The sequence below is a fragment of the Flavobacterium pectinovorum genome, assembly GCF_006438875.1.
GTDB classification, from domain to species: Bacteria; Bacteroidota; Bacteroidia; order Flavobacteriales; family Flavobacteriaceae; genus Flavobacterium; species Flavobacterium pectinovorum_A.
This window is the reverse complement of sequence record NZ_RCZH01000003.1, coordinates 40,205-59,952: the sequence shown is the minus strand read 5'-3', so window position 1 is coordinate 59,952 and position 19,748 is coordinate 40,205. Positions and strand designations below refer to the sequence as shown.

16 protein-coding genes are annotated in these 19,748 nt (G+C 32.4%); 5 read left to right on the top strand and 11 right to left on the bottom strand.

What is annotated here, in order from left to right:
* The first annotated feature begins 151 nt into the window (after window positions 1–151).
* Window positions 152–2,947, top strand: coding sequence for an excinuclease ABC subunit UvrA (gene uvrA, locus EAH81_RS04645; RefSeq protein ID WP_140504280.1), 2,796 nt, complete (start codon window positions 152–154; stop codon window positions 2,945–2,947).
* A 356-nt stretch (window positions 2,948–3,303) separates the two neighbouring features.
* On the opposite strand, the gene EAH81_RS04640 is transcribed toward uvrA, so the two are convergent.
* From EAH81_RS04640 to EAH81_RS04610, 7 genes are all read right to left on the bottom strand, one after another.
* Window positions 3,304–3,603: a hypothetical protein gene (locus EAH81_RS04640; RefSeq protein WP_140504278.1), complete on the bottom strand. Its 300-nt coding sequence runs from the start codon at window positions 3,601–3,603 to the stop codon at window positions 3,304–3,306.
* Window positions 3,604–3,849: 246 nt separating this feature from the next.
* Window positions 3,850–5,502: a mechanosensitive ion channel family protein gene (locus EAH81_RS04635; protein ID WP_140504276.1), complete on the bottom strand. Its 1,653-nt coding sequence runs from the start codon at window positions 5,500–5,502 to the stop codon at window positions 3,850–3,852.
* Between the two features lie 96 nt (window positions 5,503–5,598).
* Window positions 5,599–7,068, bottom strand: a complete 1,470-nt coding sequence (locus tag EAH81_RS04630; RefSeq protein ID WP_140504274.1) for a lipopolysaccharide biosynthesis protein — start codon at window positions 7,066–7,068, stop codon at window positions 5,599–5,601.
* Between the two features lie 65 nt (window positions 7,069–7,133).
* On the bottom strand, window positions 7,134–8,420 hold the full coding sequence (locus EAH81_RS04625) for a glycosyltransferase family 4 protein (RefSeq protein WP_140504272.1): 1,287 nt from the start codon (window positions 8,418–8,420) through the stop codon (window positions 7,134–7,136).
* 39 nt (window positions 8,421–8,459) lie between these two features.
* Window positions 8,460–8,639, bottom strand: coding sequence for a hypothetical protein (locus EAH81_RS04620; protein ID WP_140504269.1), 180 nt, complete (start codon window positions 8,637–8,639; stop codon window positions 8,460–8,462).
* A 269-nt stretch (window positions 8,640–8,908) separates the two neighbouring features.
* Window positions 8,909–11,344, bottom strand: a complete 2,436-nt coding sequence (locus EAH81_RS04615) for a YfhO family protein (protein ID WP_140504267.1) — start codon at window positions 11,342–11,344, stop codon at window positions 8,909–8,911.
* A 50-nt stretch (window positions 11,345–11,394) separates the two neighbouring features.
* Window positions 11,395–11,679, bottom strand: a complete 285-nt coding sequence (locus tag EAH81_RS04610) for a DUF4834 family protein (protein ID WP_089352697.1) — start codon at window positions 11,677–11,679, stop codon at window positions 11,395–11,397.
* A gap of 124 nt (window positions 11,680–11,803) precedes the next feature.
* Here EAH81_RS04610 and EAH81_RS04605 point away from each other — a divergent pair, with 124 nt between their 5' ends.
* Both EAH81_RS04605 and EAH81_RS04600 read left to right on the top strand, forming a co-directional pair.
* Window positions 11,804–12,781 carry a transporter gene (locus tag EAH81_RS04605; protein ID WP_140504265.1) on the top strand — a complete coding sequence of 326 codons (978 nt, stop codon included), beginning with the start codon at window positions 11,804–11,806 and terminating at the stop codon, window positions 12,779–12,781.
* Window positions 12,782–12,843: 62 nt separating this feature from the next.
* Window positions 12,844–13,962, top strand: coding sequence for a GNAT family N-acetyltransferase (locus tag EAH81_RS04600; RefSeq protein ID WP_140504263.1), 1,119 nt, complete (start codon window positions 12,844–12,846; stop codon window positions 13,960–13,962).
* Window positions 13,963–14,082: 120 nt separating this feature from the next.
* Here the strand turns inward: EAH81_RS04600 and EAH81_RS04595 are convergent, their stop codons facing one another.
* Together EAH81_RS04595 and EAH81_RS04590 are read right to left on the bottom strand one after the other, a co-directional pair.
* Window positions 14,083–14,559, bottom strand: coding sequence for a hypothetical protein (locus tag EAH81_RS04595; protein ID WP_140504261.1), 477 nt, complete (start codon window positions 14,557–14,559; stop codon window positions 14,083–14,085).
* A gap of 118 nt (window positions 14,560–14,677) precedes the next feature.
* Window positions 14,678–15,940: an aminotransferase class I/II-fold pyridoxal phosphate-dependent enzyme gene (locus EAH81_RS04590; protein WP_140504259.1), complete on the bottom strand. Its 1,263-nt coding sequence runs from the start codon at window positions 15,938–15,940 to the stop codon at window positions 14,678–14,680.
* Between the two features lie 293 nt (window positions 15,941–16,233).
* Here EAH81_RS04590 and EAH81_RS04585 point away from each other — a divergent pair, with 293 nt between their 5' ends.
* Together EAH81_RS04585 and EAH81_RS04580 are read left to right on the top strand one after the other, a co-directional pair.
* Entirely contained in the window at window positions 16,234–17,016 is a 783-nt protein-coding gene (locus EAH81_RS04585) for an NYN domain-containing protein (protein WP_140504257.1), read from the top strand.
* Between the two features lie 33 nt (window positions 17,017–17,049).
* The gene (locus EAH81_RS04580) at window positions 17,050–18,561 is read left to right on the top strand and encodes an FMN-binding glutamate synthase family protein (protein WP_140504255.1); all 1,512 of its coding nucleotides are present in this window, start codon (window positions 17,050–17,052) and stop codon (window positions 18,559–18,561) included.
* A gap of 79 nt (window positions 18,562–18,640) precedes the next feature.
* Here the strand turns inward: EAH81_RS04580 and EAH81_RS04575 are convergent, their stop codons facing one another.
* The gene (locus EAH81_RS04575; protein WP_140504253.1) at window positions 18,641–19,078 is read right to left on the bottom strand and encodes a hypothetical protein; all 438 of its coding nucleotides are present in this window, start codon (window positions 19,076–19,078) and stop codon (window positions 18,641–18,643) included.
* 263 nt (window positions 19,079–19,341) lie between these two features.
* Window positions 19,342–19,746 (bottom strand): hypothetical protein, encoded by a 405-nt coding sequence (locus tag EAH81_RS04570; protein ID WP_140504251.1) that lies wholly within the window; start codon window positions 19,744–19,746, stop codon window positions 19,342–19,344.
* Between the last annotated feature and the right edge of the window lie 2 nt (window positions 19,747–19,748).

Genomic DNA, 19,748 nt, shown 5'->3' with positions numbered 1-19,748 from the left:
AAAATCGTGGCAACCGAGACTGAAAACCGAGACTGAAAACTGAGATTGAAAACTGAAAACTAACACCAATGCAATTAGTTAAAATTTGGAACAATCTGATTAACAAAACTCAAATCAAAATTGATTACTTTTGTAAAAATTGACTTTTTTTATGCAAATCGATCTTTCTACACTCGACCCAAAACATAATATTATAATTAAAGGAGCACAAGTACATAATTTAAAAAATGTAGATGTGGTAATTCCCCGAAACAAACTTGTTGTTATCACAGGACTGTCAGGATCAGGGAAATCAAGTTTAGCTTTTGACACTTTATACGCCGAAGGACAGCGTCGTTACGTAGAAAGTTTATCTTCTTATGCGCGTCAGTTTTTGGGTCGTTTAGACAAACCAAAAGTGGAATACATTAAAGGTATTGCGCCCGCGATTGCGATTGAGCAAAAGGTAAACACAACCAATGCACGTTCGACCGTAGGAACTTCGACTGAAATCTACGATTATATAAAGCTTTTGTTCGCCAGAATTGGACGTACGTATTCGCCAATTTCAGGACTTGAGGTTAAAAAAAATACCGTTACCGATGTTGTTTCTGACGTGAAAAATCTGGAATTAGACAGTAAATGGCTGTTGCTTTCTCCTATTCATCTTGAAGAAGGCAGACAATTAGAAGACAAATTAAAAGTACTGCTTCAGCAAGGTTTTGCCCGTGTTTTAGTAGATAACGAAATGGTTCGTTTAGATGAATTTACACCAACGGAACTTCATAAATTAGACAATAAAGACATTTTATTAGTTATTGACAGAATTGTTGTGAAAGACGAAGAAGAATTTTACAATCGTCTTGCCGATGCCGTTCAAACTGCTTTTTTTGAAGGAAAAGGAATCTGTTATTTACAAGAATTAGGCTCCGATAAAAGATTTACTTATTCGAATAATTTTGAGCTTGACGGAATTACGTTTTTAGAGCCAAATGTTCATTTATTCAGCTTTAATAATCCTTATGGCGCCTGTCCGGTTTGCGAAGGTTATGGAAACATTATTGGTATTGATGCTGATCTAGTGGTTCCAAATACATCTTTATCTGTTTTTGAAAGCGCTATTTATCCTTGGCGAGGCGAAAGCATGAGTTGGTACAAAGACGAATTGGTGAAACATGCTTATAAGTTTGATTTCCCAATACACAAACCATATTTTGAACTTTCAGATGAACAAAAGGATTTAATCTGGAAAGGAAATAGTTATTTTCAAGGTTTAAATGGTTTCTTTAAAGAACTTGAAGAAAAAAATTATAAGATTCAAAACCGCGTAATGTTATCTCGTTACCGCGGAAAAACTAAATGTCACGCTTGTCGCGGAAAACGCTTACGCGAAGAAGCTTCATACGTAAAAATTAACGGCAAAACCGTTTCTGATTTAGTTGATTTGCCAATTAAACATTTGGTTACTTTTTTCAAAAATATCGATCTGAATGTTTACGAACAGCAAATCGCAAAACGTTTGATGGTTGAAATCAACAATCGTCTATCATTCCTGACAGAAGTTGGTTTGGATTATCTGACTTTAAACAGAAATTCGGCAACACTTTCAGGAGGAGAATCGCAGCGTATTAACCTTGCCACTTCGTTAGGAAGCAGTTTGGTTGGTTCTATGTATATTCTTGATGAACCAAGTATTGGTTTGCATCCCAAAGATTCTGAGCGTTTGATTAAGGTTTTGATTTCGCTTCGTGATTTAGGAAATACAGTTATTGTGGTAGAACACGACGAAGACATCATGAAAGCGGCTGATATGATTATTGATATTGGTCCTGAAGCCGGAACTTTTGGGGGTCATTTAGTAGCTCAGGGAACGTATGAAGAAATATTAAAATCTGATTCACTTACAGCTAAATACTTAAATGGAGATTTAGAAATTTCTGTTCCTAAAAAAAGAAGAAAATTCAAAAATCATATTGATATTGTTGGCGCTAGAGAAAATAACTTAAAGAATATTAATGTTACTTTTCCTCTTGACGTTTTAACTGTCATTACAGGTGTTTCAGGAAGTGGAAAAAGTACGTTGATCAAGAAAATCTTATTTCCCGCAATGCAGAAGAAACTGGAAAATGCTGCTGAAAAAGCAGGGCAGTTTAGTGAAATAAAAGGTTCTTTTGCGCAAATAAAACATATCGAGTATGTTGATCAAAACCCAATTGGCAGAAGTTCAAGATCAAATCCGGTAACGTATATCAAAGCCTACGATGATATTCGTGATTTGTATGCCAAAGAAAAACTATCTAAAATAAGAGGTTATCAGGCTAAACATTTTTCTTTTAACGTTGATGGCGGCCGTTGTGAAACCTGTAAAGGAGAAGGTTCTATTAATGTCGAAATGGTCTTCATGGCTGACGTTTCTCTTCCATGCGAAACCTGCGGAGGAAAACGATTTAAAAAAGAAATTCTGGAGATTAATTTCGACGACAAAAACATCAACGATATTTTGACAATGACAATTGATGATGCAATTGCCTTTTTCGAAAAAAATAAACAAACCAAAATTACTCAAAAATTACAACCTCTCCAGGATGTAGGATTAGGATATGTGCAATTAGGACAATCTTCTTCTACTCTTTCCGGTGGTGAAGCACAGCGTATTAAACTGGCTTCGTTTTTAGTAAAAGGTGCAACAAAAGACAAAGCATTATTTGTTTTTGATGAACCTACAACCGGTTTGCATTTTCACGATATCAAAAAATTATTGGCTTCATTTGATGCTTTAATAGACAAAGGACATTCGATAATTGTAATTGAACACAATCTTGATCTGATAAAATGTGCCGACTGGATTATAGATTTAGGTCCAGAAGGTGGAGAAAATGGCGGACATTTATTAGCCGTTGGGACTCCGGAAGATGTTGTAAAAGAAAAAAAATCTGTTACGGGAGTTTATTTGAAAGATAAATTATAAGAAATAGGCTCTGAGGTACTAAGTAGCAAAGGGACAAGGTTTTAGGTTTCCGGTTTCAGGTATCAAATGCAAAAAACTAAGCTTAATTTTACAGTTGAGATATCCTGCAAGGTTTTTTTCAACCTTGTAGGTATTACAATCGCAACAATTATGTGTAAAAAATATACCTACAAGGTTTTGAAAACCTTGCAGGAACGAAAAAACAAAATATCATAATAAAAGGTTTTATCGTAGAGACGCATAGCAGTGCGTCTTGTTCTATAAATAAAAATTCCAAATTCCAATACGGTAATCCGCTATTGGAATTTGGAATTTTTCAATTTGTAATTTTAATTTTTAATTTGTGATTTAAATTACTAAGCGACTAAGCATTTTTCTTCAAATGGAAAACCATCTTCATCAATAGCTACTAATATTTTTTTTTGTTTTGAAGCTTCAAAAGTAAGATATAACCATGCAAATGACCATAATCCTAAGGTTAAACAAAAAATCATAAAATTTAAACTGTGATTGACAACTTTTCCCCCTTTTGAAAGGACAGCAAAAAGAAATTTGTCATTTCTCTCTTCCAAAATAAACCCATTATGAACTCTATTCGATATCATGTTTGAAAATACTTGTCTGCTTTGTTCCTGACTGAGCTGATTGTTCTTCATAATTATTGATCTAAAATTAATCCAAATTCTACCACATCTTCTTTCAACTATTTTTCATTCTACAATTCTGTAAAATTATTCAATCTAAAAAACTGTAATATCTACTTTTAATGATTTTAAAACATGTTAAACTCAATAACCTAAAAAGCAATATTCATTTTTGAAACATAAATTTAATTTTAATAATTTAAACTACAAAATAAACCACTGTTAAATGTTAAAAAAAATCAACTAAGTATCAATGCCTTAACTTTTATTTTTGATATTAAAAGTGGGTGGCTCATACTCTTTTTTCAAATAATTCTCAGGAATTGTTGTTGTGTTTCCGTCACGTAAGGCATTATAATGTGGCGACATAATTTCAATTCCGGCAGCATTAAAGGAGTCCTGAATATTCTGATGCAATGAGGAATAAATTCGAGGCTGTTTAGTGGGTTCTTTGGTATAAACGTTAATTTGATAAGAAACATAAAAATCATCTAAACTCGTTTGCAAAACAAAAGGTGCAGGAGTTTGTTCAGTCATTTCTGTTTTTAATGCGGCATCAATCAAAGCTTTATGAATGTCCTTCCAAGGTACATCATACCCAATGGTTACCGTAGTATGAATTAACAAACCATTATTAGCATGTTTTGTATTGGAGGAATAATTTGTAGAAGTACTTGACAAAACTGTCGCATTTGGAATTGTAATATCTTCAAATTTTGGCGTTCTAATTCTTGTTACCAACGCTGTTTTCTCTATAACTTCTCCACTTACATCGCCAATTTTAATAAAATCACCAATCTTAAACGGACGCATATAAGTAATCACTAACCCTGCAACCATATTGGCAATTGCATTTGAGGAACCTAATGAGAATAAAACCCCAACAAATACCGAAACTCCTTTAAAAATTGGTGAATCTGATCCCGGTAAATACGGAAAAATGATTACCACCATAAAAGCCAACATTAAAAGACGAATTATATTAAATGTAGGCATTGCCCAATCATTATAAAAACCATCTATTTTGATGTTTTCTTTTTTAATTTCATCAAAAAAGAAACGAATTATTCTTATCGTGTATTTAAAAATAATCACGATAACAAGAATGGTTACCAGACTTGGCAGGAAATGAACGAAACCCATCACGGCAAGTTTCGCAGGAGAAAGAATCCATCTCAACAATGTTGTTGTATAAGCTTCTGTAGCAGGAAAAATGCTAAATAGTACCGGCAACGAAAGATAAACAATTAAAATAAGTGTAAGAATCTTTATAAAACCATACAATCTCATTAATAAAAATTGTTGTTTCTGTGGCGAAAGAATATTGATATTATTATAAGTAAACCCTTTAAAATATCTATCACTATTCTTTAGAATATATAATTTTATTCTATTAAATATTTTTCCAACAAAGTATAGAATCAATCCAATAATCAAAATCAATAATGCCGTGTAACCAAGTCTTTTTGGGAGCATCGAATAATTCTCATTTTGATAAATGACAGCTCTTTTTATCAAATTCAAATTTCTTTTGGCAATGTATGCTGCAGTTTGATTTTCGGCTTTTGCATCAATATCCAAAACTGACATGATAACAAAATCATTTTTATACATGATATCCTGAGAAATATCTGAGGGAACTACAGCAATAGAATCTTTCTCGAAAAAAGAATCTTCATAAAGTTTTCTAATTTTTTCCGTAATTGCATTCGCTCTGCTTTCGGCAGAAAAAGAACCCACTTTATTATAAACATAAAAAAGCGTGTCTTTAAATGGAGATACCGGATATCCTTTTGGTTTTAAAGCAACAGTAACTGCTTTTGAAGTTTTTAAGCTATCTTTTTGAGCAAAAGTAAATGAAGATAGCAAAATAATAAAGAAGGCTAAAAAACAAAGAAATTTCTTTTTCATATTGTGTTAGCTATAAATTGGTTATCCTTTCTAACAAATATAAAAACAAAATAGCTTCTAATGTAAATAACTTCTTATTTTCTCCACAAAATCTTATTAAATTTTGATTCCCGCTTTCTTTAAAATAGTATCAATAACTTTATTAATATCCGGAGAAATATTGAACTTGTAATTCAGATATAAATATAAGATCGTTACTAATATTGATTTTAAAGTAATACTAATCAATTGATAAAAAGGAAATTCCCAGAAATAAAACAGCAAAAACAATGCAAATGTCAGCAGTATTGAATAAATGGTTTCTTTTGTAAAAGGGTACAAATGCAGTTTTTTTACAACAAAAAGCAACTTTGCCAAACTGTATAGAGTAATCGACAATAGTGTGGCAAATGCTGAACCTTTAATTCCAAAAATTGGAATAAAAATCATATTTAAGATCACAGTCAAAAACACCAAAAGCAATCCTAAATACAGCACCATTCGGTAGTATTTTGTATTGAAAATAATGGCATTATTATTTCCTAAAATCAAATCGAAGTATTTAGATAATCCAATCATAAAGACAACCGAGATTCCACCGCTGTATTCTTTTGGAACCAATTCATACAATTGATTGATATTGACAAAAATGCACAACATTACAAAACCACCAACTATTTGAAGATTTATTGAGGTTTTTTTGTATAAAATATTCAGTTCATCATGTTTGTTATCGTGCATCAATTTAGCCGTAATTGGATATACAATTTGATGCATCGCACGACTTGGAACTGAAATTACCAAAGCAATATAGGTCGCCACTGAATAATAAGCAATATTCTCAATTTTCATGTACTGATTCAGCATCAGTTTATCTCCATCTAAAAGTAAATTGGCAACACTTCCTGACAAAATAATGAAAAATGTATATTCCATTACATCTTTTACATTCTGAGGAATATTAACTTGAAATTTAGGTTTTTTAATATAGAAGGCATAAAACATAGTCACTATAAATGCTATGAAATAAATTCCCGCAGTTACATAGACAAACTGAATAAGTGTCATCCAATGAAAATACAAACCTACCAAAGCAAAAGTCGAAAACAATCTCAGACCCACTTCTTTAATGAAATTTCCAAAAACAGAATGCATGTGTACTCTTGCCCAAGCATAAAATATTTCGAAATATGCCATACAAATCCCAATAAAGGGAATTAGAAACATAAACTCTTTTACTACAGGGTTTTTCTTTGTAACAAATGCTGTAATATCGTCGAAAAAAAAGATTCCGATTATACCCAGTGGAATACACATTAATATGGGAAATAATGCCGTAAATGATAAAAACTGCTCTCTTTCTTCTTCGGTTTTGTATTGTGAATAAAATTTAACCAGCGTATTTTGCATACCAATCGCAAACAAAGGCATGATAACATTTGCCGCAGACAAAATGTAATTTGTTAATGCATAATAAGTTGCACCTAAATAAATTGGGTATAAATAAAGTGTATTAATGGCTCCAATACCGAAACCTATATAAGTAATAATTGTATTTTTGAAAGACTGATTTAAAACAATACCCATGTTTTGATTTTAGATTGTAGAGTTCTGATTTTAGTCCCGATAGCTATCGGGATTGATGTTAACTTTTACTTGTTAATCAATTGTGCTAGTTGTTTGGTGAGGTTTTTTCTTGAATATTGTTGTAAACCAACTCCATAAGATTGTAATTTTCCTTCCAAATACTGATTATAAAAGTCCAAAATTACACTTTTTAACTTCGCTTTTTCAGAATAATCAAAAAATACTCCTGTATTAGTTTCTGTAATGATATCGGCAAAATCAGAACCTTGAGGTCCAATCGCAATTATTGGGCGATTTGAAACCATATATTCGAATAATTTACCCGGAATAATGCTTTTAGTATCTTCTGAATTTATCTCTATTAAAAGTAAAACCTGTGATTTTTTTTGATGAGCAATTGCTTCGTGATGCGAAACATACCCAAGAAGATTCAAATAATCGTTCAAATTAAACGCTGCAATAGCATCCAGAACTTCCTGACTAACTGCACCAATTAATTTAATTTCTAAATGAGATTTAAATTCCGGTATTTCCTGTAGTAACTCAACCAGACATTCCCATAAAAACTTAGGATTTCTTTCCGATAAAAAAGATCCGATATGTGCCAAAGTAAATTTGGTATCTAAAGTCTGTTTTTCGACATTTTCGATATCATAACCATTCGTAATTACCGAAATTGGTTTATTGGTAATCGCCTGAAATTCGGTTTTTGTAGTTTTACTGGTTACAATAATAGTATCGGCAGTATTAAGAACTTTATGTTCTAATTGTTTGTGTTTTTTATCGGCGTAAGCTGATAAACGCAACGATTTATGATAACCTATTGTAGTCCATGGATCACGGAAATCTGCGAACCATTTTATGTTTAATTTTTCTTTTAATTCTAAACCTATTAAATGCAAACTATGCGGTGGACCCGAAGTTACAATTGTATCTATATTATTTTCTTTGATGTATTTTTCAAGATACGAAACAGAAGGTTTTACCCAAAAAACACGAGCATCCGGAATAAAAAGATTTCCGCGAACCCAAAGAAAAGTCTTATCTAAAAAAGTCTGTTTCTTTTTATGTGGAAAAATTCCCGAACTAATCTTCTTGGTTTTATTTTTTGAAAAAACAGAAGCCAATTGATACGGTTCCCAAATTTTATTTTTAAGAATAATTACCTGATCAGAAATTTCACTAACCAAGCCTTCGTCAATTATTGGGTAAGTTGGATTCTCCGGAACATAAACAATTGGCTGAATATTAAATTCAGGCAAATACTTTACAAATTTCAACCAACGCTGAACACCTGGTCCGCCAGCCGGTGGAAAATAATACGTAATGATTAAGAGTTTTTTTTGTTCCAAGAAAATATTGGGTTTATTTTTAAAGTGCAAATTTAGAAGTTATTTTGAACTTTTATTGTTTTTAAATGGAATGCTATTAACAATACGTAATGTATAAGAAACTTCAATAATTATCATTAATCTTTCTAATCTTTCAAGGTAAGAAAGTGATTTTATTTCAGCTATTCTTCTTTGTTCGCTATTCTTTAAATTCACTTCAATCGCCTTATCAATATTCATTTTAGATTTTTTTTCTTAAAAATTACAAATAAAATATACAATAAAAACAAGCAATTTAAAACAATCCAAAAATTATAGAAAATCCAAACCACTTTATATTCTGTTTGCATGCTGGAAAGGCTAAAATATTCTCCCTGACTTTTATCATAAAAATCATCATAGCCCATCATATAAAGTCCACAAAAAATAAATACTAATAAATCAAAAATGACAAATAGAATTACTTTTAGAACTTTCAGAAGCATAATTAAACTGAGACTAAAAACTGATTATTGATTGCTTGCAGCTTTCTTTCTTTCGAAATAAACTCCGGCAATCAAAAGTAAAATCATTCCAATAAAGCTTACTAAAGTAATTGTTCCTCCGGTTTTTATTACCTCAGGTTCAAATTTAAATTCGATTGTATGTTTTCCTGCAGGAACTTCCATTGCTCTTAATACGTAGTCAACCGGAAAATGATCTGTCAATTTACCATCAACATAAGCATTCCATCCATTTTTATAGTACATTTCAGAGAAAACCGCTAAACCGTCTTTTCCATTATCTGATTGATATTTAATGTAGTTTGGTTTATATTCCATTACTTTAATCGTTCCGGTTGTGTCCCAATCCTTTTTCATTCGGGCATTTCTAAATTTGCCTTCATGGTCATGAACGTTAAAAACTGCTACTTGTTTCGTATCAAGATGATCTAAAGCTTTCATGACATCATCTGGTTTATTTACCAATTTTACGGTATTTACAAACCAGGCATTTCCGTTTGCATCAGGATTTACAACAGGAAATTCTTTTCCTTCTTTATCTGTCTGAATAATATACTTAACATTCAACATATTAAGCACTTCAATATTATTTTTTGCAATTTGATAATCAAATAACTGTTGCATTCTTCTAGGTTTTGCAGCATGATATCCTCCTATCGAATGATGGAAATAAGAAGCACGTGCACTTGAAAGATTTCCGTTTACTTCAAAAACTCTATAATTTGATTTGTCTTTTAAAATCTGAATATCTGAAGGTGTTTCCTGAAATGGAGCTGCAATTTCTACCGGACTTACAAAATCTTTAGCAGAAACATATTTTTTATCCACAAAAAACAAATCAAAAATCATTAAAAGACCTACAATAATCAAAGTGGTATTTTGAGCCAGTTTATTTTTGATAAACAACCATAAAATTCCAAAAGTAACTACGATAAAAAAGCCTGAACGCAATAAATCTGCGGAATAAAGGCTCATTCTGTCTTCTTTTAAAGCATCCACAAAAGCAGGTCCGTAAGTTTGCATGAAATAACTATCGCTGCTTCCTGTAAAATGGAACATACCTTTTGCAAATACCAAAATCAGAATCACTCCTAATCCAAAAGCACCTGTTTGTACTAATGCTTTCTGTTGTAATTTAGGTTCTTCTTTAGCTTTAAAAAAGGATTGTAAACCCATAATAGCCAGAACAGGAAAACACAATTCAAGAATTACCTGAATCGATGAAACTGCTCTAAACTTATCATACATTGGAATGTAATCGATAAAAAAGTCTGTTAAAAGAGAGAAATTTTTCCCCCATGAAAGCACTAAAGAAACTAATGCTCCGGAAAGAAATACATATTTTATTTTTCGATCGTCAATAAATAATGCTAATACTCCCAAAAAGAAAACCACTACTCCAATATACGCCGGAGCAGCAACAATAGGCTGATCTCCCCAATATGTTGGCATTCCTGATACAAAATCCAGAGCTTGCTCTGACGGAACACCTTGTTCTGTCATAAACGAATACATTCGGCTGTCTGTACCAACGTTTTCATGGTTTGAACCTCCAAAAAGTCTTGGTGCAATTAAGTTAAAGCTTTCTGCAATTCCATAACTGTATTCTGTAATATATTCCCTGCTTAAGGCGTTTTCGTTCGTCTTTTTAGACCCATCAGGATTAAAAGTCAGTTCACTATTACTACGGGTACTAAATTTAGCATATTCACTTGTAGCCATTAAATTGCCCGCATTGGCGCCAATAGCAAAAATTCCGGCTACAGCCAAAGTTCCAATAGCAGTCAAAAGTGGCTTGTATTCTTTTTCTCTGATAAATTGAAAGGCAAAATATCCTGAAAGTATCAATAAGAAAATCAATAAATAATAGGTCATTTGAAAGTGATTTGCATTCACTTCAAGTGCAACCGCAAACATGGTGAGTAAACCTCCCCAAATATATTTTTTTTGAAAAACCATTATAAATCCGGCGATGACCAATGGCATATACGCAATTGCATGCGCTTTTGCATTATGACCAACTCCAAGTATAATGATTAAATAAGTAGAGAAACCAAAAGCTATTGCTCCTATAAATGCTTTTAAAGGATCTGTTTTTAAAACTAATAATAAACCATAAAAACCTAAGAAATATAAAAACAGATAATCTGCAGGACGTGGTAAAAAACGTAAAATATCGTCTATATGCCCCACAAAATCATTAGGATAATTTGCGCCTAATTGATAGGTTGGCATTCCGCCAAATGCTGAATTTGTCCAATAAGGTTCAGAATGTTCTGCGGCTCTAAAGTCATTTTGCTCTTTTGCCATTCCGGTATATTGAGCAATATCCGATTGGAAAATTTGCTTTCCTTGTAAAACAGGATAAAAATAAATTAAAGAAACGAGAATAAACCCCAATATAACAAGGGCATGCGGATAGAACTTATTTACTATTTTCAATTGTGGCAGGTTTGGTTAAATGATGAATCCTCTATTTTTAGGACACAAACTTAATCTATTTCTTCGTAATCAACATAATCACCCACCTTTTTGGTTTCGCGAGGATTTTTTGCATTGGCAGTATTAATGATTATTTCATCATTGTTTGTCCGTGTTTTTTGCCACGTATTATCCTGACTATATTGTTGTTGTCTCTGAAAATTCTCTCCTGCTTTTTCAACCGCCTTTTTTACCAATACCGGTAAAAAGATTCTAGCTAAAAACTTAAAAATATAATAAAATGCCACCATATAGCATATGGCTTTTATTAAACCTGTAAAAGATGCTTCTTGCATAATCGTATAATTTTTTCCAAAATTAATAAATCCATTGTTTAAAATTAAAATATCAATCTTAAATAAATAATAAAATATAGTACATTTGAAATGCGTTATTACTTTTTAATCAAAAAATACATCTATGTTAAAAACTAAAAACTTATTTCTTACAGCTCTTTTTTTTGTACCGCAAGTTTTTTTCGCACAATATACTGATATCATCAACTCCAATCGTCCAGGCGAAACAATGTCTGCATACGCCGTTGGAAAAACCGTATTTCAAGCAGAATTGGGTATTTACGGAATTAAAGAAAAACATGATTTACTTGGCTATAACTCCAATGGTTTTGGTACTGATTTAACGCTGCGTTATGGCGCATTTCTTGAAAAACTGGAATTTATTCTTGATCTTCAGTATCAAATGGAAAATTTTGATACCCCTTTTACATCTTATAAAAAAAATAACTTCAGGCAAACTGTTTTGGGAGCTAAATATTTGATTTACGACCCTTATAAAAATTACAAAAGAACAGACAACATTTACAGCTACAAAGCTAATCGCAGTTTTGACTGGCATTCTTTAATTCCGGCAGTTTCAATATTTGCAGGAGCTAATTTTGTTGGTGCAGATAATCCTTATTATTTTTCTCCTCAATCTGCAATTTCTCCAAAAGTAGCATTGATTACTCAAAACCTTTTTGGAGGCGGAAAATGGGTTTTTGTAACTAATATTATTGCTGATTACATTGGAACAGATTATCCAAGTTATGGTTATGTATTAACTTTGACACACGGATTCAATGACAAATGGTCTGGTTTTGTTGAAAATCAAGGCTATAAAAGTGATTTTTATAGTGATGCCATTGTTCGTGGCGGAGCAGCTTATTTAATTAATCCAAACCTTCAGGTTGATGCATCAATAAGTACCAACTTTAAAAACACGCCTTCTATATTATACGGCGGATTTGGGGTTTCATGGCGTTATGATGGGCGTTACAAAGAGAAAGAAGTAGAATTTAAAAGCAACGAAAAAGCTAAAAAGAATAAGGATAACGACCTGCAAAAGAAAGAAGTCGATTATCAGGAAAAAGAAAGAAAACGTAAATCTAAATACGAATAAGAATTTAATAACTAAACTTCTCTGAAACGATATTTGAAGAGATATTTTATAATACCAATTTAATGATTACAATAAAAGAAGCCAAAACCAAAAAAGAATTAACCGAGTATATAAAATTTCCATTTTCACTATACAAAGACAATCCATATTGGGTTCCGCCAATTATTGCAGATGAACTGGAATCGTTTGACAAAACAAAGAATCCGGCTTTTGATAATGCCGAAGCTTACTTTTATGTAGCTTACAAAAATGATGAAATTGTTGGTAGAATTACGGCTATTATAAACTGGTCTGAAGTCAATAATCAGCATAAAAGAAAAGTTCGTTTTGGTTGGTTTGATGTTATTGATGATATTGAAGTTACCAAAGCGTTACTAGAAAAAGTTTACGAATTAGGCAGACAAAATAATCTGGAGCACGTTGAAGGTCCTATGGGATTCTCAAATCTGGATAAAGTTGGAGTTCTTACAGAAGGTTACGACCAAATGGGAACCATGATTACCTGGTACAACAATCCTTATTATGTAACTCATTTTGAACAACTGGGTTTTCAGGTAGAAAAGGAATATATCGAAAGTATTTTTCCGTTCTCTAATGTTAAACCTGAGTTTTTCCTAAAAGCGCAGGAGCTAATCAAGAAAAGATATAATTTACGTTCTTTAACTTTCACCAAGACAAAAGACATTATGCCGCATGTCGACAAAATGTTTGATTTGTTTAATGATTCGTATGCAAGCCTTGCTTCGTTTGTAGCAATTACAGATGTTCAGAAAGAATATTTTAAAAAGAAATACATCAGTTTTATCAATCCGGAATACATCAAATTTGTGGTAGATAAAGATGATAATTTAGTCGCTTTTAGTATTGTAATGCCCAGTTTTTCTGAGGCTTTGCAAAAAGCGAAAGGAAAATTATTCCCATTTGGATTTATTCATTTATTGAGAGCCCGTAAAAAGAGTAAAGATGTGGTTTTTTACCTTATCGGAGTTCATCCGGATTATCAAAATAAAGGCGTTACAGCAATTATCTTCGATGAATATTTTAGAACTTTCTCTGAAAAAGGAATTCAAACTTGTATCCGAACTCCGGAATTAGCAGAGAATACTGCGATTCATTTATTATGGAAAAACTTTGATCCAAAAGTTCATTGTCAAAGAAAAACGTATTTGAAATACCTTTAGGAGAGTTTACAGTTTTCAGTCTCAGTTTGCAGCTTGCTATTCTCTGAGACTGAAAGCTGCAAACTGAGACTGAATACTGAGACTGAAAACTGTGACTATTTCACTATTTATATTACGTTATTATTGAGGACAATCAACTTTTGTCAAAGTATTTTTTGCATCAAATTTTAATTTCTTTTTATCTTTAAAAGTTACTTTATTATTTGCATCCACTACATCTCCATATCCTTCAATAAGAGTTCCGTCTTTTTGCAAAAAAACCACTTCTCTCACAGAAGAAACTCCTTCAGATATAAAAGTATAATCAGCAATTAGCGTATCACCTTTCATATTTCCTACTAAAGTACCTTCGTTTTTATCTTTTCCGGTTAAATTGTAACTTAATTTTCCGTTTACTTCCTGATGTGAGTTTACATTAAAACTTAGTGCCACGATATTACCGTTTAGTCTTGATGCAAAACACTGATCTCCTGCCGGTTCTGCAACCTCAGCTTCTTTTGGAGGATCTGGCGTAATTTCAGGCGCGGGTGCAGGCTCTGCCTTTTTGCACGAAACTAAAACAACTAAAATTACTGTTAGTGCTAATAATTTTTTCATAATGCTATTTTTTTACTGTGGTTTAGAGATATAAATTTACTCTAAATAAAAAAAATCCATTCGCATAACGAATGGATTTTTTTATATAATTCCCATATGAGAATTTATTTTCAAGAAATTAAGCGTCTAAATCTACTTTAGTTCTGCTTGCAATTTCTTTATATGTACCGTTTTCTAATTTCTCACGAATAGCTTCAAATGCCACCAACGTTTCATCGATATCAGATAAAGTATGTGAAGTTGTTGGAATCATTCTCAACAAAATAATTCCTTTTGGGATAACAGGATAAATTACGATAGACAAGAAAATACCGTAGTTTTCTCTTAAATCATTTACCATAACCATCGCTTCCGGAACGCTTCCTTCTAAGTAAACCGGTGTTACACAAGTATTTGTGTCACCAATATTGAAGTTTCTTGAACGTAATCCGTTTTGCAACGCATTAACATTTTCCCAAAGCTTATCTTTTAATTCCGGATGATTACGCAATAATTCTAAACGTTTCAAAGAACCAATTGTTTGAATCATTGGCAATGCTTTTGCAAACATCTGAGAACGTAAATTATACTTTAAATAATCAATGATATCTTTATCTGCAGCAATAAAAGCTCCAATATTTGCCATTGATTTTGCAAAAGTTGAGAAATAAACATCAATACCATCCTGAACTCCTTGCTCCTCACCTGCTCCGGCTCCTGTTTTACCAAGTGTCCCAAAACCATGTGCATCATCTACTAATAAACGGAAATTATATTTCTCTTTTAAAGCAACAATTTCTTTTAATTTACCTTGTTGTCCTCGCATTCCAAAAACACCTTCGGTAATAAATAAAATTCCACCACCTGTTTCTGTAGCCATTTTAGTAGCACGTTGCAGGTTTTTTTCCATACTTTCAAGATCATTGTGTTTATAGGTAAAACGTTTACCCATGTGCAGACGAACACCATCAATAATACAAGCATGAGAATCTACATCATAAACAATAATATCATTTTTAGTAACTAATGCATCAATGGTAGAAACCATTCCCTGATAACCAAAATTCAATAAATAAGCGGCTGGTTTCATTACAAATTCAGCCAATTCATTTTCTAATTGTTCGTGGTATTTAGTATGTCCGGACATCATACGGGCTCCCATTGGATAAGCTGCTCCAAATTGAGTTGCAGCATCAATATCAGCTTGACGAACCTCCGGATGATTTGCAAGACCTAAATAGTCATTCAAACTCCAATTTAAAATATCTTTTCCACCAAATTGCATTCTTGGACCAAGTTCACCTTCTAATTTTGGGAATACAAAATAACCCTCAGCTTGTGAAGCCCATTTTCCTAATGGCCCTTTGTTGTTCTGAATTCTTTCGAATAAATCTTTTACCATAAATATATTTTGAAGTAATAATTTTAATTTATACAGGGTGCAAAAATAAATATTTATTCTATGGTATCATAATATTTTAAAAATGATTCGAATTCAAAGTTTTAATTTAATTACGTTTTAATTTAAAATATTCTTATTTGAAGTTATTTTCTTACCAAAATAAAATGTTTTTATTTCCGTTTACCAATTTATACCTGTTATAAATTCGATTAAAAAGACTGTAATTGTTTTATTTTTTACTAATTTTAAATGCGTTTTAAAAAAATGAATCAAAAAAAACTAACACCTAAATAATGGCTTTAAGCAACTCAAAAGATTTAAAACTAGCCGTTCTAATTGATGCCGACAACGTTCCGTACAGCAACGTAAAAGGTATGATGGAAGAAATAACGAAGTTTGGAACCCCAACCACAAAGCGTATTTATGCAGACTGGACTAAACCGAATTCTAATGGTTGGAAAGGCGTTTTACTGGAACATGCAATTACTCCTATACAACAATACAGTTATACTGTGGGGAAAAACTCATCAGATTCTGCCTTAATTATCGATGCAATGGATTTGCTTTATTCCGGTAAGCTGGATGGATTTTGCATTGTTTCAAGTGACAGCGATTTTACACGTCTTGCCATTCGATTGCGAGAATCCGGTATGAAAGTTATAGGTATTGGAGAAAAGAAAACGCCAAATTCCTTTATAGTTGCCTGCGACAGGTTTATTTATATTGAAGTTTTGGATGGCGCAATCCAAAAGAAAAAACCAAAAGTAACTACAGCCGCAGATGCTAAAAAACCGGTAGAAAAACCTGCCGAAAAAGCATTACATAAAATTGACAAACAAACTATAGAGCTTATTGAAGCTACGATTGAAGACATTGAAGATGACGATGGCTGGGCATTTTTAGGCGATGTGGGAAATCTCATCGTGAAAAAGAAACCAGAATTTGACCCAAGAAATTATGGTTTTTCTAAGCTTACACCAATGTTAAAATCGTTAACCGATATTCTTGAAATCGACGAAAGAGAATCTGACAAAAAAGGCATTAAACATGTTTATGTTCGGTTACGATTCAATTAATTACAAAATACTTTATATTAAACTTAAAAAAACATGAGAAAAAAATTCTTTATCTACGGATTTTTATTGTTTCTAATTGTTGCAGCAACTTATTATTACACAAACCGCGGTTTTTTACTTGTCATTCTTTTACCAATCCTTTTAGTTATTGGTATTTATAATGCCATTCAAACAAAACATGCCATTTTAAGAAACTTCCCTGTTCTGGGCTATTTTAGATATTTGTTTGAAATGATTGCACCAGAGATCCAACAATATTTCATTGAAAGATCTACAGACGGAAAACCTTTCTCCAGAAATCAGCGTTCTTTAGTGTACCAAAGAGCTAAAAATATTGATTCAAGTACACCATTCGGAACACAACTAAACCTAAATCACGATAGTTACGAAGGAATAAAACATTCTATTTTTCCGGCAAAAGTAAACGAAGAATTACCTCGTATATTAGTTGGTGGCAAAGATTGTAAACAACCGTATCTGGCTTCTTTATTTAATGTTTCGGCGATGAGTTTTGGTTCGCTAAGCGAAAATGCCGTTCGTGCCATAAATATTGGTGCTAAAAAAGGAAATTTCTATCAAAATACGGGAGAAGGTGGTTTAACCGAATTTCATCTTGCCGGCGGCGGCGATATTACCTGGCAAATTGGAACAGGATATTTTGGATGTCGAAATGAAGAGGGAAATTTTGATGCTGAAAAATTCTCAGAAAAAGCCAATCTTCCTAACGTAAAAATGATCGAAATTAAACTTTCGCAAGGTGCTAAACCAGGTCATGGCGGCGTACTTCCGGCAGCTAAAAATACAGAACAGATTGCAAAAATAAGAGGCGTTGAACCACATACCATGATTCTTTCTCCTCCCGGACATCATGCTTTTTCAGACAGTAAAGGTCTTATTCATTTTATCGCACAATTGCGTGAATTATCAAACGGAAAACCCATTGGATTTAAATTATGTATTGGAAACACAACTGAATTTGAATCCATTTGCCATGAGATGATTACTGAGGATATTTATCCTGATTTCATAACTGTTGATGGTGCCGAAGGAGGAACCGGAGCTGCTCCGCTTGAATTTGCCGATGGTGTTGGAATGCCTTTTGAGCCTGCTTTAATCTTTGTAAACAAAACTTTAATTCGCTTGAATATTCGCGATAAAATACGCATTATTGGCAGCGGAAAAATTATCTCGGGATATTCTATTTTGCATGCTGTGGCTTTAGGCGCAGATATGTGTAACAGCGCTCGTGGCTTTATGTTTTCGTTAGGTTGTATCCAGGCGTTACGTTGTCATAATAATGAATGCCCAACCGGAGTTGCGACACAAAACAAAATGCTCATGAAAGGTCTTGTAGTGACTGATAAATCAGATCGCGTGTATCATTTTCATAAAAATACTTTGCATGCCGCCAATGAACTTTTGGCTGCAGCCGGTAAGAAAAATTTTGCTGATGTCGATCCCAACATTTTTATGCGTGGAGACGAATTCGGACATCTATCAGACCGCTATTTCCCTGATATTTTAACAAATGTTACCAAGCATTAACTATAAAAAAAAGCCTCTTTGAATTTTTTTACAAAGAGGCTTTTTTTCTGGTTATTTTTGGCTTTTGTTTTATTTAAAATTAAAGTTTTGCTGTTTCCTTACCGGTCGCAGTACTGGCTTTTCCTTCCAGAACAGCCAATTCTTCTTTATCTACTAATTGCTGAGCAAGAATAATATTGTTGTATGATAAAAAGTACACGTCAAACTTTACTCCTTCTTCGATTAATTCCGGAGAGATCTGATCGTTTTTAATCATTTCTTTTAGTAAACCCGGAAAAGTATCCTGATAAGCTTGTTTGTTAGCAGCAGTTCCTTCTAAATTGGTTTCAATTCTAATTTCGATTTTACTATCATTTAAAAATGCTTTTGCACTAGTACTAACAACATTTCCACCTTTTATAGAAGATGAAGTATTGTAGTTACTAACATGTTCCTGTATTTTTTGCTTGGTATTCTTACAACTTACAAGCAACAATACAAATGCAAAAGCAAATGCGATTTGGGTAATTTTTTTCATAATTTTTTGGTTTTTAGGTTATTTTTTAACTCAAACATAACAAACTTATAACACAAAAACAACATGTATTAGAAAAAATAAAAAATGTAATTATTTAACTACAAATGAATTACTATCAAAAGTCAAGCAATTGAAAAGCATAAAAAAAGTAAAGATTATAAAGATTAGCAGCATTCCAAAAACTAAAAAAACCCCTTTAAAATAATTAAAGAAGATTTTGAAATATTGATTATGTCCGGAAATCCTTTTCGATAACACTTACTCTATTTTAATATTTCAGGCAGTTCTTCCTTATTAATTATTTGTTTCACAAGAACTGTATTGTCATTAGCCAAAAAATAAGCATCAAATTGTACTCCTTCTTCAACCAATTCTTTCGGAATCTGATCTTTACTAATCATTTCTTTCAATAACTTAGGAAACGCTGCATTAGCAGCCAATTCATTTGCTGCATTTTTCTCTAAGTTAGTTTCAAATCGCAATTCGATTTTACTATCATTTATATATCCTCTTGCCGTTGTAAGGGTCACATTCTCACTCTTAAAACTTTTTGCGTCAGCATTATAAGAAACAACATATTCCTGAAGTTTTTGTTTGGTATTTTTACAGCTTACCAATATCAAAATGATAATAATTGCAAACGAAATTTGGCTTATTTTCCTGATCATAA

What these genes read in the sequence shown, in the direction of transcription:
- EAH81_RS04580 (WP_140504255.1), top strand. Translation starts at nt 17,050, where the DNA reads ATGAGAAAAAAATTCTTTATCTACGGATTTTTATTGTTTCTAATTGTT.
- EAH81_RS04605 (WP_140504265.1), top strand. Translation starts at nt 11,804, where the DNA reads ATGTTAAAAACTAAAAACTTATTTCTTACAGCTCTTTTTTTTGTACCG.
- EAH81_RS04590 (WP_140504259.1), bottom strand. Translation starts at nt 15,940, where the DNA reads ATGGTAAAAGATTTATTCGAAAGAATTCAGAACAACAAAGGGCCATTA.
- EAH81_RS04620 (WP_140504269.1), bottom strand. Translation starts at nt 8,639, where the DNA reads ATGAATATTGATAAGGCGATTGAAGTGAATTTAAAGAATAGCGAACAA.
- EAH81_RS04640 (WP_140504278.1), bottom strand. Translation starts at nt 3,603, where the DNA reads ATGAAGAACAATCAGCTCAGTCAGGAACAAAGCAGACAAGTATTTTCA.
- EAH81_RS04610 (WP_089352697.1), bottom strand. Translation starts at nt 11,679, where the DNA reads ATGCAAGAAGCATCTTTTACAGGTTTAATAAAAGCCATATGCTATATG.
- EAH81_RS04600 (WP_140504263.1), top strand. Translation starts at nt 12,844, where the DNA reads ATGATTACAATAAAAGAAGCCAAAACCAAAAAAGAATTAACCGAGTAT.
- EAH81_RS04570 (WP_140504251.1), bottom strand. Translation starts at nt 19,746, where the DNA reads ATGATCAGGAAAATAAGCCAAATTTCGTTTGCAATTATTATCATTTTG.
- EAH81_RS04585 (WP_140504257.1), top strand. Translation starts at nt 16,234, where the DNA reads ATGGCTTTAAGCAACTCAAAAGATTTAAAACTAGCCGTTCTAATTGAT.
- EAH81_RS04630 (WP_140504274.1), bottom strand. Translation starts at nt 7,068, where the DNA reads ATGGGTATTGTTTTAAATCAGTCTTTCAAAAATACAATTATTACTTAT.
- EAH81_RS04595 (WP_140504261.1), bottom strand. Translation starts at nt 14,559, where the DNA reads ATGAAAAAATTATTAGCACTAACAGTAATTTTAGTTGTTTTAGTTTCG.
- EAH81_RS04635 (WP_140504276.1), bottom strand. Translation starts at nt 5,502, where the DNA reads ATGAAAAAGAAATTTCTTTGTTTTTTAGCCTTCTTTATTATTTTGCTA.
- EAH81_RS04575 (WP_140504253.1), bottom strand. Translation starts at nt 19,078, where the DNA reads ATGAAAAAAATTACCCAAATCGCATTTGCTTTTGCATTTGTATTGTTG.
- uvrA (WP_140504280.1), top strand. Translation starts at nt 152, where the DNA reads ATGCAAATCGATCTTTCTACACTCGACCCAAAACATAATATTATAATT.